Here is a 16,210-nt window from a genome sequence, read left to right on the forward strand (position 1 = left end):
GTTTATTCTTATCTTTTGTTTTTAATCACTGCTGTGGCTTCTACTTCTATCAGTACATCATTCCTGAAAAGCTTATTGACCTCTACAAGGCTGCTTACGGGAGGATTCTGAAGATTGACATATTCATCCCTTATTTTTCTGAAATCCGGGGTTTTTGAGATGTCTGTGATGAAGATAGTCAGTTTGACGATATCTTTCCCTGTACCTTCATACTCCTTCAGAATATTTTCAATGTTTTTGAAAATCTGATGGGTCTGTTCCTCTACATTATTTCCCACCAGGTTTCCTTTTGAATCTAAAGGAACCTGACCAGATAATAAAATCATTCTGGAAGTACCGCAATCAATGCTTACTGATTGTGATAATCCCGGGATGCTGAAAACTTTTGGTGAACTTTTGTATACTATAGGATCCATCGTTTTCTGACTGAATGAAAATTGAAAAATAACTGTGCCTATTAGTACAAGAATCTTCTTCATATTTCACTGATTAATAATCTGGTGAACAAAGATAACAAAAAAACTACCCAAAATATGAGTAGTTTTTTATATTGTAAATAAAGTATTGATTATTTTTTCAAAAAACCATCTACTTCATCAGCATTCATTACTTTTTCTTCGAAAACGTAAGCTCCTGATTTAGAAGACTTCACCATTTTCACCACTTTAGTCATTTTCTTAGACCCAGTTTGTAGGGTTGCTACTACTTTCTTTGCCATGGTAAGTTATTATTTAAAAATTACTTAATTTCTTTGTGAAGGGTAGATCTCTTAAGAACAGGATTGTATTTTTTCAATTCCAATCTTTCTGTAGTGTTCTTTTTATTTTTTGTAGAAATGTATCTAGACATTCCTGGCATACCGCTTTCTTTGTGCTCTGTACATTCAAGGATTACTTGAACTCTGTTTCCTTTTTTTGCCATGATTTATTAATTCTTTTTAATCAATCCGTTTCTTGTAGCTCTTTCAATAGCTTCCTCGATTCCAATCTTGTTAATCACTCTCAATCCATGAGCTGATACTTTCAGTGTAACGTGCTTATCTTGCTCTGGAAGGTAAAACTTCTTCTCTAGTAAGTTAATTTCAAAACGACGCTTCGTTTTGTTATTAGCGTGAGAAACGTTGTTACCAACCATTGCACGCTTTCCTGTTATTTGGCAAATTCTTGACATATCTCGATGTTCTTATTTGTATAATATTTGAGAGTGCAAAATAACGAAGAATTTTTTAGATAGACAAATCTTTTGGAAAATATTTGTAAATAAGTGACTGATTATAAATATTGATTTTTTAAAATATTCGAATTTTCGGGATATAGCAGTAAATCAGTGCTGATATATTTCATACCCGTTTTTTTTTAATCAAAAAAATTAATATTCTATCTTTGTTTTTAATTAATCTAAATAAAAATTATGAAGAGAATTTATATTCTATTGTCTATGCTGCCTGTTGGTTTATGTGCTCAGAATTTTACGGAGATACAGACCGGGATGAACAATTTTTATTTCTCAGCTTCTGATATCGCTGATGTAGATAATAACGGTACACTGGATATTGTAGTCAATGGAGCTATAGATTCAGATGGGGATGGAAATCCTGATGCTACCTATAATGAAGTGTATCAGAATACAGGAACAACCTTTCAGCCTTATACGGACCTGGGTGGAGATGTAACACATTTGGGGGATATAAAATTCATCGACTATAACAATGATGGGTTGATGGATATTATTTCTACCGGGTTGAGCTATATGGATATTGTAAACTATAAGCATTACCGTTTTAAAAATACCGGAGTAGGCTTCACAAGAGAGGAGGAGCTTCCGGGAAAAATTTATGGCTCTTTAGAAGTTTTTGACTTCAATCATGACGGAAAGCAGGACTACGCCATCAATGGGACTCAGTTTGCTCATGGAGGAGGCTTCAGAAATACGGTTGATTTTTATAAAAATACAGGATCGGGCTTTGATATGACTGAAAATTGGGCTGATGGAACTCAAAATGGAAGCTTTAAAATGGTAGATCTTAATAATGACCAGCTTTTGGATATGGTTATTATAGGCTCAGATATTAACGGTGATCCGGTTTCTAAAGTATATATTAATCAGAATGGAACATTGGTTGATACCCAGGCTCTTGATTCCTTAATTTCAGGAAAACTGGAAGTGGCTGATTTTAATGCGGATGGTTTCCAGGATATTGTAGTGGCGGGTAAAGATGCCAATGATGACCCTTATCTTGCAGTTCTGATGAATGACGGAACCGGTAATTTAATCACTCACCAGATCACATCAGAGGTTTCTGAAGCCTCCATAAGTGTTGGAGATTTGAATAATGATGGATATTATGACTTTATGATTGCCGGAGATATTAATTATAACGCTGTTGTAAAATCCTATTTATATAATACATCCAGTCAGACGTTTACAGAAGGAGCTGTCACTGGCTTACACAGCTTAGGAGGCCCGGGAACGATGCAGCTGTTTGATTTTAATAATGATAATCATTTAGATGTCCTGTTAAGTGGATTTGATTGGGCGGGTCAGGATAATCCATCTTTGACAAAGGTTTTTAAAAATAATTCTACAGCGCAAAATGGAAAGCCAATGGCCCCAACGCACTTAAATCTGACTAAAAACGGAAACCGATTTAACTTTACATGGAGTGGAGCAACAGATGATAAAACTCCAGTTAACGCGCTACGTTATGAAATTAAAGTAGGATCTACACCAGGTTCACAGAATATTGCCAAATATATTGTAACAACTCCTTCATGGTTTCTGGATCTTGATCCGTCTGTTCAGAATGTATACTGGAGTGTAAGATCAATTGATGCTTCAAAGGTATATTCTGATGCATCTGCACAAGGAACATTGGCAACGAAAGAGAATACGATCAATCGTGAAAAAGACTTTGTTATATATCCGAACCCAACTTCTGATAAAGTTTATATAAAAGGGGAGAAGGTTTCAGAAGCTGAGATCTATTCAATGGAAGGCCGAAAGCTGAATGTGATTTTAAACAGAGATCAGTCTATTGATGTATCTCATCTTCCTAAAGGGGTATATTTATTAAAACTGAAGATAAAAAACGAAATAACCACTAAAAAAATTACTATTAAATAAATAACTGAATCATTTATTCTATCTTGAGAGAAGTCAGACGTCCAGCTGGCTTCTCTTTTTTTTGTTCTGATAATCTGTTATTATCCGTGAAAAAGATTGATTTGATGGAAATGATGCTAAAAAGTTTCCCGCAGATCTCACGGATTAGGCAGGTGTTTATGGATAGCGGTATGATAATAAGCTTGTTTTCTCATGGATTACAGGCTTCACATAGATGCTTGTGTGAAAATTATGATATTGAGTGCCTGCTAAATAAAAAAATCTGCGTCATCAGCTTAATCAGCGAGAGTTTACTATCTCTTAGATCTTGCAGATAACGCAGATTATATTTTTTCAGTATAAAAATCAGTGTGGCTGATATTCAAATACTAAGCTTTTTTGATTTTTGCCTGAAATCTTTTAATCAGATAATAGAATAATAAAAATCCTAAAGCAAATATTGAAAATCTCGAAAGAAGATCTCCTGCTCTTGAGTAAAATGTCATCCCTTCATAAAGATTGATCTTTGAAAATAATGCGGTTTGGTCTCCGTAGAAGGTATCTGCCATCACTTCTCCTTTAGCATTGATATGGGCTGAAATTCCACTGTTGGCAGCACGGGCAATTTCTCTTCTGGTTTCAATAGCTCTTAATTTTGCATAAGATAAAAGCTGCTTGTGTCCTTCTGTAACGCCCCACCAGGAATCGTTGGTCATAATACCCAGAAAGTTAGCTCCCTTCTTTACATAATCAGTGACAAATTCCCCATAAATACTTTCGTAGCAAATAATAGGCGCCATTTTTCCTTTGTTGTAAGGGTTGGAAAAGGCCATTCTTTCTTTATCTGTCCCTAAAGAAGCAACTGTTCCTCCTAAATTCAGCATGGCATCCCCTAAAATAGGTTTTAAAACATTCATGTAAGGGAAAATTTCAACACCAGGAACCAGTTTTCCTTTGTGATAGATCTGAGTTTTTTGCTGTGGAGCAAGCTGAATAGCAGTGTTATAGCTTGCTACCCAAACTCCAGGATTGATCTGGTAAGCTTCTTTTGGTAGTGCTGCGGGATCAAAATACAAACGGTGTGAGGAAATTCCTGTTGCAAAAACAGATCCGGGATGTCTAGATAAAAAGTCCTTGATATTATTTAAAAGTAAACTCTTTTCAATGCCTGTTTCAGAAATAGAACCTCTGCCAGGCAGAGATGTTTCCGGGGCAATATAGTAATCTATTTTTGTTGTTGAATTTTTTTCGGCCAGTGCCAAAAGATCCTGTTCAATCGTTAAGCTGTCTTTTGAATATTTTTCAGCATAAGGATCAAGATCAGGCTGAAGCATCAGTACATTGACCTGCCCGGATGGCTTTTCATTAAAACCATTATATTTAATGATTGAAATTATCATCGGAACAGCAATTAAAGCTACTATAATTGATGAGTTTTTAATCAAGTCTTTTTTCTTTCTTCCGGCTTCCCATGTTCTTACAGTATAGAAAATGAGAACGTTGATTAATAAGATCCAGAAACTTCCTCCCGTAGCTCCTAAGGTATCATACCATTGAATCAGTTTTGGATAATCTGAAAACACATTCCCTAAGTTCAGCCAGGGCCAGGTAAGTTCCCAGCCTAAGTGGAATTTTTCAAAGCTCATCCAGATGGCGATAAAGAATCCTAATCCCCAATAGGTTCCCTGTGCATTTTTATACCAATGATAACATTGGAACACCAAAGAATATAAAAGTGAATTGACAAGAACCGGAAATACAACAGCCATCAGAGAGTGACTGCCATCCGGGTTTTTAGAGCCATACAGCCATCCTGTAGTGACAATATTCCAGATAACAAAGCAAAGATAGGATAGCCCGAAGATCATCCAGCTTTTTCTTTTATAGTCTGAAAATTTTGAAATTCCATGTTCCATCATGAGAAGAGGAACGAGGGCGAAAAATATAAAAAACGGAACTCCATAAGTAGGCCAAGAGACCGACAGCAGCATTGCTGAAATAAGTGTTAGCAGAACGTATTTCATTAAATTATTTTAATATACAAATTTAATGTTTTTGAAATGAATATATTAGCATCCGATGTTAAAGAAATTATATAAAATTGTTATTCTTCCTTACACACTGTTTCTGCTTTATCTGATGTTTTTTGGAATGGGCAGGTTTCAGTATGAGGATAACCTGATTACGGTAGAGCCCGTGTTTTCCACCATAAAATTTATCCAGGGTGCAATGTCATGGAAGGATATTGTAATTATTGTGGTGGGAAATATTGTGATGTTTATTCCTTTTGGTTTCCTGGGCTGGATTTTTCCAAAACTGGCAGATCTGAAATCTTTACTTTTTACTTTTATACCAGCCATTACCATTGTGGAAGGACTTCAATATTTTACAAGAATGGGAATATTTGAGGTAGATGATATCCTCCTGAACACGTTTGGAGTGTATTTAGGATGGCTGGTATGCAGATTTATTGAAAAAAGATTTAGCTATTGAGTTCTTTTGCTCTTTTTTCAGCATTTAAAATTCCCAGTTTTAGAATTTCCTTAAAGCTGTTTTCTTCAAAAGTTTTCAAAGCGGCTTCTGTGGTTCCACCTTTGGAGGCTACATCTTTGATCAGTTCTTCAAGATTTTTTTCAGAATTATTGATGAGATGATAAGCTCCCAGCATGGTTTGTTTTACAAATAATTTGGAAAGGTTTTCTTCAATTCCCATTTCGATTCCTGCTTTAATCATAGCATCAATAATATAGTAAAAATATGCAGGTCCACTTCCGGAAAGCGCAGTAACGCCATCCAAAAGATTTTCATCTTCTAAATAAACAGATCTCCCTGTACTGTTTAATAATCTTTCAATATTGATAAGCTGGCTGAAGGAAATACCATCTGCAGCCGTATAACCTGTAATTCCCATTCCCAGAAGGGTAGGAGAATTGGGCATTGCTCTTACAACGAGTGGATGGTTTAATGATTTTTGAATTTTCTCAATATTAATTCCAGCCATAATGGATAAAACCATTTGATTATCCTTTAAGGTAAACTTAAAATTCTGAGCAACTGTCTGGAAATCCTGTGGTTTTACGGCAATGATAATTAAGTCTGCATCCAGCTCTGTAACTTCATCAAAGGTGGATGTCTTTGATTTGGGAAATTCACCTGCTATTTTAGAGATTTTAGTCTGGCTTCGGGTAATCAGGTGAAGGTTTTCCGGTTTAATCAGTTCATATTTCAAAAATGATTTTGAAAATGATAGTCCCATGTTTCCGGCTCCCAAAATAGCTATTTTCATATTGGCGTGTTTATTTCTAACGAAATTAATGTTTTTTATCGGGATGAGGAAGAGATGGGAAGCTGGGAGGTATTATAGTATTTTCAGCAACAAAAAGGTCCGGCCAATGCCGAACCTTTTTATTTATTCTACCGGAAATTCAGGTCGTCTCATTTTATATTTTGTGCCTGAAAGAGCTTCAAGGAAGGAAACCAAAGCTTTTTTCTCTTCTTTGGTGAGCTTTAAAGGTTTTAATAGAGGATCAGTTACGGGATACAGTGGATCTTTCTCTTTTGCTTCAGGAGAAGGATCTATCATGTGCATTCCACTGTTGTATATATTTACGATCCCTTCCAATTCTCCGAAAAAGCCATTATGCATCCATGGTTGAGTAAGCATCAGATCTCTTAACTGAGGGGTTCTGAATTTTCCTACATCTTCAGGTTTTTTGGTAATATTATACAATCCGAGATCTTCGTATTTTCTTTTGTAATAGGTAAGGCCAATATTGTGGAAAGATTCGTCTGTAAGATTTTGGCCGCTGTGGCAGTTCATACAGCGTGCTTTTGTTCTGAAAACATGCATTCCATAGATTTCTTCATCAGACAATGCATTGTATTTTCCCTCCAGGAATTTATCAAAACGGCTTGGCTGGCTTTTAATGGTTTTCTGGAAATCAGCTATTGCTTTTACAATTCTGTCATAAGTTACTTTCTCATCACCATAGGCATTTTTGAAAAGAGGTTTATATCCCTTTATAGCCTGAATTTTTGCAGGTAATGTTTTCACATCCATTGCCATTTCATGATGAGCTCCCAACGGACCGGCTGCCTGCTCTTCAAGCGTTTTTGCTCTTCCATCCCAGAAAAATGACTGTCTTTCTGCTATATTATACAAAGATATTGTATTTCTGTTTCCAAGAAGATGATTGTTCCCTAATGCTACCTGTCTTCGGTCTGACCAACCCATTTCAGGATCGTGACATGAGCTGCACGAAATCTGACTAGATTGGGATAATTTTGGATCAAAGAATAGCATTTTCCCCAGAATAACACCAGGCTTATCCTGTTCTACAAAAAATGTGGAGTCTCTTTTAATAGGGGAAAATTCTTTCCATTTTACACCATGATCAATATCCGGTTTGGGCCATTCTGAGATTGCTTTTTTATAACTTTTTACAATATCTTCGATGGTAGGGTCCTGAAGTTCCAGTAAATCGCGATTTACCTTAGGTGTAAAGCTTAATAAAGTCAATACAATACCCCCTAATCCCCAATATATTAATTTTTTCATGTCTAAAATGTTATCCCTATGCTTGCCGCTGCAAAATTATTGTTTTTTTCCTGGATTTTTTGTGTCTGGTATTGTGCACTTACAAAGAATGCCGGTAGTTTATCTAATTTAAAGTCATATCTCAGAACTGCTCCAAAAGCATTAATATCACTGGCCTGGAACATGTAGTCCTGTAATACCCATTCATCAACCGCCGGATTTGCTGTTGTGCTTAAAGCATTGATAGATTGGTTGACCATTCTTTTATAAAAATACGGCTGGAATGTAAGCATCTGATTATTATTAATCTGCTGTTTGTAATCAGCATTAAGTCCGAAATAAGAATATACAAATTTCTGTCCTGAATTTGGGTAAAGCCTGCGTTCCTTGATTTCTTCATATCCAAAAAACGGAACTGCTGTAATGGAGAACCTTTCCTGGTTATATTGGTAAAAACCTTTGACGGTTGCAATGTAATTATCTCTGCGGTAAGCTTCTCTTTTGAAGATTTGAGTCATTATGGAAGTATTCATTGAATACCCATATTCAGACCCTGTTTTTCGGGAAGAAGTATATCCTGCTAATAATCCGATACGGTGTTTTTCGTTAATATTAAAAAATTTAGCTCCTTCCAATTTAAATTCCTCGTTTTTCAAGTCAGAAATGTCATTGTAGGTATTGGAGCCATCATTGTAGCTTTTAATGTTGTTCGCTTTTCCTATAACAGCTTGAAGGTAGAAGTCTCTTCCTTGTTTGTTGGAGATCTGGATTCCTCCTTTATAAGCAAATTCTTCAAAAGTATTGGTAGGACGTGTTCCTCCGTTAAACAGATAGTTAGAAAAACCAAGTCCAGACATGAGGTATACATAAGGTCTTCCCAGAAGACTTTGAAACTGAATCGAATTATTTTGGGTGTATTTGTTGAATTCACCAAAAACTCCGGCTTCATATTCTCTGAAGATTCTGTAATTCACACCGGCATTTATTCTCAGGTCTGAAGTTTTACTTTCCAGTCTGGGATCTTTTGAACGATAGCCCATCTGTGCAGAATAACTTATCTGTCCGGCAACAGTCCATCGGTCCATTTTCTCAAGGTATCCTCCGGCAAACTGATAACGCTCCAGATTTAATTTCCCTCCAACAGAGTCTGAGGTGATGTAAGGAGCGATACGTTCATAATCTAATGTTTCGTTCCACTTTACAGAACTCATTTTTAAGTTCTGATAGCTTGCACTTCCCCATACAGATCGGTTAGGTTTCAGCTTTTGAAAAGACTGGGCTTTTATCATCAGTCCTTTGCTGCCATTTCCTAATTGTTGACGGTAAGCATTTTCTTTATTGTCCTGATAACCGACACTGAATTCTGAAAATGAAGAAGTACTATAACCCGACATAGATGCCGGGTTATAGTAAAAGTTATTTTTAAAATCTCTTTCCTGATTGTATTGATTATTGAGCGTTTTGAATAGCCTTATACTATCCTGAGCTTTTATATTAAAAGAAACGCCAATCAATAACAGGCAGAAAAATGTTTTTGTATGTAACATAATTTGCTGTTGAATATCGAACTGTATTTTAGTGAACGATACCATCTTTTAAACTTGGTTGAGCATCTTTTACAAAGTCATTAGATGAGTTGTTGGTATCCAGATAAAGGTTTTTACCATTAGTCATCTGTCCGTTTACCTTACGTCTTACCGATTTTCCGAAACGGGTAGGATCTTTATCAATAGTTCCTACGGAAGTCCATCCACCATCAATACTTGCAGAAGTCAGGGTATGAGCAAATTTTGAAGAGATACTGTTGTTGACTCCGTCAATAATCCATGAATTAGGGATGGAATAAGCTTTTTTTGCAGTTACTCCACCAGCACTGTTGATGTAAGTATATTCATAGGTGTATTTTTGAAGGAAGCTTTCTTCATTTTCTCCGAATGGGAAACGAGCAATTACATAACTTTCAAAACCACGGTCGTGTAAAAAGAACATGTTAAAGTTCATTTGTGAATAGATCACTTTTGCATTTGGAACAGCTGGGTTGTCTACCTGTCCTAATGCCGGGTTGTTTGAAGGATATTCAAAGTTGGCATTGTGAAGGTCATATGCTGTACTGGTCTGAGCCTTATGATTGATCGCATTGTCTGCAATAACGATGAAATCTCCTGGCTGTACAGGATATTCGGTGCCAGCACCTGGTAATACCATTACTGCTTTTACCGGGAATGACAGGTTAGCATTGTATGGAGTAGGGTTTTTGTCTTCTACAGTAAGAAACTCAGACTGCCCGATGATTAGTTTATCAGCATATAAAACCTCTTTGGTGTTATTGGTCAATTTAAAATAACGCCCAGAGTTATAGTTTTTACCTTCTGCTGTTTTAATCCCTGTAAAGAAAACTTCTTCAATGATAAAGTCATCATGGAATTTCTTAATAATAATTGGAATAGTAAGGTTAGTAGCAGATAGAGCAATATCGGTTTGAGCCATAGCTCCAGCTGATACTTCTTCATTACCGGAGATTACGGCACCGTTTACTGTAATTTTATAAGAACCATAAGGTAAAGGTAAAGAATAAGTGTTCACATTTTTAATGGTTTCTCTTCTTATAGCACCTGTATTTACTTCTCTGATCTCAAGATCCAAACTCTTGTAAGACGAAATATTTTCACCTGAAAAAGTTAATGTTAAAACTCCATTTTGCGTAGTTGTTGCTCCGAAATCATCACTTGTACATGATGTTACTGTAAATGTCGTAGCCATCATAGCGGCTAAACTTAGTAGTAAAACTCTTTTTTTCATGTTATTTTTTTGATATATATTAAAAATTGTAGTTTAATTCCATTCCAAAGTAAGGACTGTTACCTCCTTTTCTGTAAACTTTTACATTGTTGAAAGTATAAGGGGCACTATAGTTGAAAAGTCTGTTGACAAATAATGAGGTACGAAGCGCCTTATAAATACTTTTGGTAACTTTAATATTTCCTGCCATGGTAAAAGTGTAAAGTCTATCCAGATTATCAGAAACTGAAACGCTTCTTACCAGCCACTGCTTATAAGTATCTGTTCTGTCTGCTTCTGTAAAAGGATGTACCACTCCGTCTACTCCGTAATAAGAAATAGGTTCAGCAATTCTTCTGTCATTTCTGCTATAGTCATATAAGCTTCCTTGTATAGAAGCTGAAATAATCATATCCAGACTTGGGAGATAAGTGTCTATAAGCAAATTATAGTTGAGGTTTGAATTCACATAACCATAATCAGATTTATAGATTCCATAATAAGGATAAGCTTCTGTTCCGATAGAGGCGGTAGGTCTTTTAATAACAGGTGCTGAATTTCTGTATTGGGTTTTGAACCATGCTCCGGTGAAAGTGAATCTTGTATTGATGGCCTTGATTCTTGGTGAGGTATATCCAAATTCAATTCCTTGCTTTAACGTTTCGCTTCCGTTTTCTGTAGTGGTGTACTGCCCAAAAACAGTTTTAACTTCATAGGGAACATTGGTTAAATCCGGTCCGTTAGGGGTCCATTGGGTTAAATCTACCTTTGTGTTGTCATATTGTTTATAACTTTGAACAGTAGTCTGATCCATATTTCGGAAACCATTGTTCATATTTTCTTTAAAGTAAGTCATAAAGAATTCATGATTTCTGTAGGTCAGGTCTAAACGAATTTCTTTTTTAATACTTTTTGCTGCCTGAAGTTCTTTATTTTCCCTTGGCTGTACGTAGGTCATAAAATTTACATATCGATACTGTTCATCATTATGATAGTGATTCAGCTGAGTGTAATCCCAATATTCTTTGTTTGGATAAAGCATCAACAGCGTAGGTTGTTTGTAGAAAAGACCATATCCTAAGGTAACATCTGTTTTTAATGGATAATCATTTATCATGAGATGAGGCAGGCTGTATTGGAAATTTAATCTTGGTTCAGCAAAAACTTTTTTACTGATAGAATAAGAATTATCAATTCCCAGGTTTTTGGACAATCTCAGTCCTGCATATAATGTAAATTTATGTTGATTGAGAGCGTAGCTCATTTGATCGCCTAAAAAAGCAGCTAATAGGCTGGAAGCAGGAATATCATTGTAAGGTCTTGGTCTTGCTATTCCTGAGTTGGCAGAAGGAGGAGTTTTCATATCATATTGCATCCCCTTACCATTATTTTTTGAATATCTCCAATCAAGTCCAGCTTCGTATTGGTGAGTAATTCCGAATGTTTTCTTGGTCCCGCTTGCCTGGAAAAAAGCAGTGATATCCAAAGGTTTTCCTTCTGTAGAAAATTCAGTGATATAACGCAGATTCGGATAATATCCTACATTCTCGCCTTGTTCTGTAGCCAAAGAAAAAGAACGAGGACCGGATAGTTGAACCAGTTTTACCTGTTCTATTTTTTCAAATCCCTGGCGGATAGCTGTATTTAAAGTTAATTTGTTGAAAAAAGAACTCTTATCCAGCTGATAGATAAAGTTATTGGTTATGCTGATTCTTTTATTATTCGATTCATACTTATCTGTTGAAGGGTAGCCATTATCCGGATCATATTTTTTATTATCGATATTAGTGGAAAAATCAATAGTAGATTTCCACTCCAATGGTCTTGACCATAGCGTTGAAATTTTCTTTGAACGGATAGATGCAGTAATACGCTGGTAAGTTTCAAAATCATCAGTAGGATTTGCCTTTGAATCTAGGTAATCTGCACTTGCGCTCAGTTGCCACTTATCAGTAATTTTAAAGCCTTTGCTCAGATAATACTGCTTACTAAAACCGTCCGCTTTAAATCTTGCCTGAAGGGGAGAATCTTTTATTCTACGTTCAATTTTTATCAATCCTGAAGTAAGATCTCCGTAAGCTGCTGAAGGAATACCTCGGATTACTTCTACTTTTTCAATATCATTGGTGGATATGGTTCTCATATCAACTCCGGAAGTAGATGTTTCTCTACCTTTTGGGCCTTCTGCAAATTGCCTGTTATCTACCGAAATCTGCATATCTGCGTTGGAATTGATGATGTTATCATCAATCATGAATTGTACTCCAAGAGATGAAGTATTGTATTCATTTCCACTATATCCTGCTGTATTTTCTCTAAGAGTCGCTCTATTATTGTAGTTTAAGACGGGAGCTTTCGAAAGCCCGCCGGGAAGAAGTTCCATAAGGTCGGTGAAACTTGAAGGCTGTAAATGTTGCATAGCCTGTCTGTCAATAACAGACTTGGTGGTTAACCCTTTTCCTTCTTTTGAAAATACAACCACTTCTTCCAGTTTATTAATAGGCTGAAGCTTAATGGTAATATTTTGAGCGGAAGTAAGTGTAATGTTAAGCTCTTTTTCCTGGAAATCAGAATGAAGAACTTTCAGGTGATATTTACCATTGGGAATGGAAATGTCTGCATTTCCATTTTTATCTGTAGTCAAAGAGGTTTGATTGACGGTGATGGAAGCCCCCCTTAATTCTTTATTGTTTTCATCAAAAACAGTAATGTTCAGTTGCGATTTTTCATTTTGAGCCTGTATAAACTGTAGACTGAAAATAAAAAAGAAAACAAAAAATAAAGATCTTTTCATTTTTATTTATTCTAAATAAGCAGGCTGCAAAATTATAAAATATAATGATGCTGACCAATGATTATTTAGAATAATTTAAAATAAGAAAGCAAAATTCTGGAAAATACCCGGAACTTTGTTATATAATCTGAAGTGAATGTTATATAATATTCACTTCCCGTTCCAGCTCTATCCCGAATTTTTCTTGCACAGAGTTGATAATTTCAGTGGAAAAATCAAAAACTTCCTTTCCGGTTGCTTCTCCGGTTGCATTGATGATAACCAATGATTGAAGTTTGTGAGAAGCAACATTTCCAATTTGTTTACCTTTCCATCCGCATTGTTCAATCAGCCATCCGGCAGGTACTTTTACCATATTGCCTTTGGGATATCCTTGGATATTTTCAAACTTCTGTTTTAGTTCTTCAAACTGGGCTAAAGGAATCGTTGGGTTCTTGAAAAAGCTTCCGGCATTTCCGATTACTTTAGGATCTGGTAATTTACTTTGTCTGATATTAATAACAGCTTTGGAGACATCCTGAATGGTAGGATTTGTAATTCCCAGGTGCTCCAGTTCAGAAATAATGGCACCATAGGCTGTTTTGATGTGATGGTCTTTTTGAGTAAGCTTAAAAGTCACTTCCAGAATAATAAATCTTCCTTTTCCTTCCTGCTTGAAGATAGAATCTCTGTACCCAAATCTGCATTTTTCAAGGTCGAAAGTGCTAAGCTCAAGATTTTCCAAATCCAATACCTGGCAGTTGACAAATACATCTTTTATTTCCGTTCCATAAGCTCCGATATTTTGCATAGGAGAAGTTCCTACATTCCCAGGAATTAAAGAAAGGTTTTCTAATCCGCCATAATTTTTGTTCAGGCAGTACATGACGAATTCATGCCAGTTCTCACCTGCTTTGGCTGTAACCAGAATTTCATTTTCATTGACTTCTTTTTCAGTAATTCCTTTTAAATTAAGTTTAATAGCAAGGCCGTCAAAATCTTTTGTCAGCAGAATATTACTTCCACCTCCTAAAAATAAAAGCGGCAGGGTGTTTTCTTTTGAGAAAGTAAGTGCATCTTTTAATTCTTCGATGCTGTTTATTTCAACAAAGTATTTTGCTTGGGCATTCACACCAAATGTATTGTAAGGTTGTAAGGAAAAATTTTCTTGCATGTTTTATTTGTATTCTTTGGGAAGAATGTTGTCTAGTTGTTCTTTAAGCAGTTGAAGTTGTTTGTAATGTTCCGGATCGGCAAAAGAATTGACATAGAAATGAGCTTTCTTAGCAGTGCGTATCTGAAAAGTTTCATCAATACCATCTACAGACTGTTGGCTCGGTGAACTTTTTATATAGTCAAGATCTTTAACATTGATTGAGGAGATGAGCTGCTTCCAGGTATCAATAGATATTGCTGAAGCCCATTCCTGGTGAGTTTTGTTGGCCGTAGCTCCTTTTTCTGCAAAAACAGAGTCTTTGGTCACTTTAATAATCCTGTATTCACCCATAGTTCCTCCGATATGAGATAGCCTGATCAATGTTATTTCATTTGAATTTTTAGAAGTTGCAGGCTGCTCTGATTTTTTGGTATCACAGGAAAAAAATGCCGACAGCAAAAAGATCGGAAATATGAGTTTCAGATATACATTTTTTGTTGTCGGCATCATGTATAATTTATAGGCTGAATTCTGCTCTATACTGTTTTAAAGCATCTTTCAGAATTTCAACACTTCTTTTAAGATCTTCTTCTTTCAGGACGTAAGCAATTCTTACCTGTTTTTTACCTAATTCAGGATCACTGTAGAAACCTCCGGCAGGAGCTACCATAATCGTTTCTTTGTTGTTAGAATAAGATTCAAGCAACCACTGTGCAAATTTTTCAGTATCATCTACCGGAAGCTCAGCAACACAGTAGAAAGCACCTCTTGGCTTAGGGCAGATTACCCCTGGAATAGCATTTAAAAGGTCTACTAAAACGTTTCTTCTGTGAGTATATTCTTCTCTTACCGCTCTGATATAAGCTCCGTCATTTTGATGAGCCGCTGTTGCTGCGATCTGTCCCAAAAGAACAGGGCTTAATCTTGCCTGTGCAAAAAGAATCGCTGCATTACGGATTTTTTGAGAACGGGTAACCATACATCCGATTCTTACCCCACACATAGAATAACGCTTGGATTCTGAATCAATAACGATGCAGTTTTCTTTCAGTTCAGGGAAATCAAGGATAGATATCTGTTGTTTTCCATCATATACATATTCTCTGTATACCTCATCAGAGATGATTACAATGTCATATTTTAAAGCAATCTCAGAAAGTTGCTGAAGTTCTTCACGAGTATAAAGGTATCCTGTAGGGTTACCTGGATTACAAATGATGATTGCTCTTGTTTTTTCTGTAATCTTTTTTTCAAATTCTTCAATTGGAGGAAGGGCAAAACCTGTATCAATGGTAGATGAAACAGCTACTACATTCACATCAAATGTACTGGTGAATCCATTGTAGTTAGCATAATAAGGTTCAGGAATAATTACTTCATCTCCATCATCGCACAACGTTGAAATGGCAAAGTTCAACGCTTCAGAACCCCCATTGGTAACAATAAAATTGTCAGGAGTAAGATCTGAGAAGCCTAAAGAATGGTAATATTCTGTAAGGGCGTTTCTGTAGTCTAAATTACCTTCAGAAAGTGCATATTCCAATACTTTAAGATCAATATTCTTTAAAGCATTTAATGCTGTTTCCGGAGTTTCAATATCAGGTTGTCCGATATTAAGGTGATATACTTTTATTCCTTTCTGTTTTGCTTGTAACGCAAAGGGAACCAGTTTTCTTACCGGCGATGGCGGCATATGCAGTGCTCTGTTTGAAATATTCGGCATTGTTCAAAAATTTGTATGACAAAAATAGGATTTAATTTCTCAATAATAAAATTAAGAATAAGAAGAAACGGCTTATCATCTCCTCTCAGAATTGATAATTTTATTGATTTTACTATCAATAGTAATGGTATTTCAATTATT

15 protein-coding genes are annotated in these 16,210 nt (G+C 35.9%); 2 read left to right on the top strand and 13 right to left on the bottom strand.

Features of this window, described 5'->3' with window-relative positions; genetic code table 11:
- Nucleotides 1-8: 8 nt before the first annotated feature.
- The 4 genes from NBX25_RS13390 to rpmB form a co-directional block, all read right to left on the bottom strand.
- Entirely contained in the window at nucleotides 9-479 is a 471-nt protein-coding gene (locus NBX25_RS13390) for a RidA family protein (protein ID WP_123910165.1), read from the bottom strand.
- Between the two features lie 89 nt (nucleotides 480-568).
- A complete protein-coding gene (locus NBX25_RS13395; protein ID WP_065395045.1) occupies nucleotides 569-718 on the bottom strand; it encodes a DUF4295 family protein in 150 nt (49 codons plus the stop codon).
- A gap of 20 nt (nucleotides 719-738) precedes the next feature.
- Nucleotides 739-921 (bottom strand): 50S ribosomal protein L33, encoded by a 183-nt coding sequence (rpmG, locus tag NBX25_RS13400; RefSeq protein WP_027373683.1) that lies wholly within the window; start codon nucleotides 919-921, stop codon nucleotides 739-741.
- Between the two features lie 6 nt (nucleotides 922-927).
- A complete protein-coding gene (rpmB, locus tag NBX25_RS13405; RefSeq protein WP_002976757.1) occupies nucleotides 928-1,170 on the bottom strand; it encodes a 50S ribosomal protein L28 in 243 nt (80 codons plus the stop codon).
- 240 nt (nucleotides 1,171-1,410) lie between these two features.
- On the opposite strand from rpmB, the gene NBX25_RS13410 reads away from it, so the two are divergent.
- Complete coding sequence (locus tag NBX25_RS13410; RefSeq protein WP_250253979.1) at nucleotides 1,411-3,123, top strand: T9SS type A sorting domain-containing protein; 1,713 nt, start codon at nucleotides 1,411-1,413, stop codon at nucleotides 3,121-3,123.
- Nucleotides 3,124-3,491: 368 nt separating this feature from the next.
- On the opposite strand, the gene lnt is transcribed toward NBX25_RS13410, so the two are convergent.
- Nucleotides 3,492-5,126 (bottom strand): apolipoprotein N-acyltransferase, encoded by a 1,635-nt coding sequence (gene lnt, locus NBX25_RS13415; RefSeq protein ID WP_250253982.1) that lies wholly within the window; start codon nucleotides 5,124-5,126, stop codon nucleotides 3,492-3,494.
- A 55-nt stretch (nucleotides 5,127-5,181) separates the two neighbouring features.
- On the opposite strand from lnt, the gene NBX25_RS13420 reads away from it, so the two are divergent.
- A complete protein-coding gene (locus tag NBX25_RS13420; RefSeq protein WP_250253984.1) occupies nucleotides 5,182-5,595 on the top strand; it encodes a VanZ family protein in 414 nt (137 codons plus the stop codon).
- Here the strand turns inward: NBX25_RS13420 and proC are convergent.
- The 8 genes from proC to NBX25_RS13460 all read right to left on the bottom strand — a co-directional run bounded on the left by proC (nucleotide 5,585) and on the right by NBX25_RS13460 (nucleotide 16,069).
- The gene (proC, locus tag NBX25_RS13425) at nucleotides 5,585-6,388 is read right to left on the bottom strand and encodes a pyrroline-5-carboxylate reductase (RefSeq protein WP_250253986.1); all 804 of its coding nucleotides are present in this window, start codon (nucleotides 6,386-6,388) and stop codon (nucleotides 5,585-5,587) included. The genes NBX25_RS13420 and proC overlap by 11 nt on opposite strands.
- Nucleotides 6,389-6,511: 123 nt before the next feature.
- Nucleotides 6,512-7,660 carry a cytochrome-c peroxidase gene (locus tag NBX25_RS13430; RefSeq protein WP_123857529.1) on the bottom strand — a complete coding sequence of 383 codons (1,149 nt, stop codon included), beginning with the start codon at nucleotides 7,658-7,660 and terminating at the stop codon, nucleotides 6,512-6,514.
- Nucleotides 7,661-7,662: 2 nt separating this feature from the next.
- Nucleotides 7,663-9,186, bottom strand: a complete 1,524-nt coding sequence (locus NBX25_RS13435) for a DUF6850 family outer membrane beta-barrel protein (protein WP_250253988.1) — start codon at nucleotides 9,184-9,186, stop codon at nucleotides 7,663-7,665.
- Nucleotides 9,187-9,214: 28 nt separating this feature from the next.
- Nucleotides 9,215-10,438, bottom strand: coding sequence for a DUF4876 domain-containing protein (locus NBX25_RS13440; protein ID WP_123910170.1), 1,224 nt, complete (start codon nucleotides 10,436-10,438; stop codon nucleotides 9,215-9,217).
- Between the two features lie 19 nt (nucleotides 10,439-10,457).
- Nucleotides 10,458-13,211 (bottom strand): TonB-dependent receptor, encoded by a 2,754-nt coding sequence (locus NBX25_RS13445; RefSeq protein WP_250253990.1) that lies wholly within the window; start codon nucleotides 13,209-13,211, stop codon nucleotides 10,458-10,460.
- Between the two features lie 139 nt (nucleotides 13,212-13,350).
- A complete protein-coding gene (murB, locus tag NBX25_RS13450; protein WP_250253992.1) occupies nucleotides 13,351-14,364 on the bottom strand; it encodes a UDP-N-acetylmuramate dehydrogenase in 1,014 nt (337 codons plus the stop codon).
- A gap of 3 nt (nucleotides 14,365-14,367) precedes the next feature.
- Nucleotides 14,368-14,853, bottom strand: coding sequence for a hypothetical protein (locus NBX25_RS13455; RefSeq protein ID WP_250253995.1), 486 nt, complete (start codon nucleotides 14,851-14,853; stop codon nucleotides 14,368-14,370).
- Nucleotides 14,854-14,863: 10 nt separating this feature from the next.
- Nucleotides 14,864-16,069, bottom strand: coding sequence for a pyridoxal phosphate-dependent aminotransferase (locus NBX25_RS13460; protein ID WP_250253996.1), 1,206 nt, complete (start codon nucleotides 16,067-16,069; stop codon nucleotides 14,864-14,866).
- Between the last annotated feature and the right edge of the window lie 141 nt (nucleotides 16,070-16,210).

The organism is Chryseobacterium sp. Marseille-Q3244, assembly GCF_940807095.1.
Classification (GTDB): Bacteria; Bacteroidota; Bacteroidia; order Flavobacteriales; family Weeksellaceae; genus Chryseobacterium.

Excerpts from the sequence above, each read along its gene's own strand:
- NBX25_RS13390 (WP_123910165.1), bottom strand. The coding sequence starts at position 479 with ATGAAGAAGATTCTTGTACTAATAGGCACAGTTATTTTTCAATTTTCA.
- NBX25_RS13395 (WP_065395045.1), bottom strand. The coding sequence starts at position 718 with ATGGCAAAGAAAGTAGTAGCAACCCTACAAACTGGGTCTAAGAAAATG.
- rpmG (WP_027373683.1), bottom strand. The coding sequence starts at position 921 with ATGGCAAAAAAAGGAAACAGAGTTCAAGTAATCCTTGAATGTACAGAG.
- rpmB (WP_002976757.1), bottom strand. The coding sequence starts at position 1,170 with ATGTCAAGAATTTGCCAAATAACAGGAAAGCGTGCAATGGTTGGTAAC.
- NBX25_RS13410 (WP_250253979.1), top strand. The coding sequence starts at position 1,411 with ATGAAGAGAATTTATATTCTATTGTCTATGCTGCCTGTTGGTTTATGT.
- lnt (WP_250253982.1), bottom strand. The coding sequence starts at position 5,126 with ATGAAATACGTTCTGCTAACACTTATTTCAGCAATGCTGCTGTCGGTC.
- NBX25_RS13420 (WP_250253984.1), top strand. The coding sequence starts at position 5,182 with ATGTTAAAGAAATTATATAAAATTGTTATTCTTCCTTACACACTGTTT.
- proC (WP_250253986.1), bottom strand. The coding sequence starts at position 6,388 with ATGAAAATAGCTATTTTGGGAGCCGGAAACATGGGACTATCATTTTCA.
- NBX25_RS13430 (WP_123857529.1), bottom strand. The coding sequence starts at position 7,660 with ATGAAAAAATTAATATATTGGGGATTAGGGGGTATTGTATTGACTTTA.
- NBX25_RS13435 (WP_250253988.1), bottom strand. The coding sequence starts at position 9,186 with ATGTTACATACAAAAACATTTTTCTGCCTGTTATTGATTGGCGTTTCT.
- NBX25_RS13440 (WP_123910170.1), bottom strand. The coding sequence starts at position 10,438 with ATGAAAAAAAGAGTTTTACTACTAAGTTTAGCCGCTATGATGGCTACG.
- NBX25_RS13445 (WP_250253990.1), bottom strand. The coding sequence starts at position 13,211 with ATGAAAAGATCTTTATTTTTTGTTTTCTTTTTTATTTTCAGTCTACAG.
- murB (WP_250253992.1), bottom strand. The coding sequence starts at position 14,364 with ATGCAAGAAAATTTTTCCTTACAACCTTACAATACATTTGGTGTGAAT.
- NBX25_RS13455 (WP_250253995.1), bottom strand. The coding sequence starts at position 14,853 with ATGCCGACAACAAAAAATGTATATCTGAAACTCATATTTCCGATCTTT.
- NBX25_RS13460 (WP_250253996.1), bottom strand. The coding sequence starts at position 16,069 with ATGCCGAATATTTCAAACAGAGCACTGCATATGCCGCCATCGCCGGTA.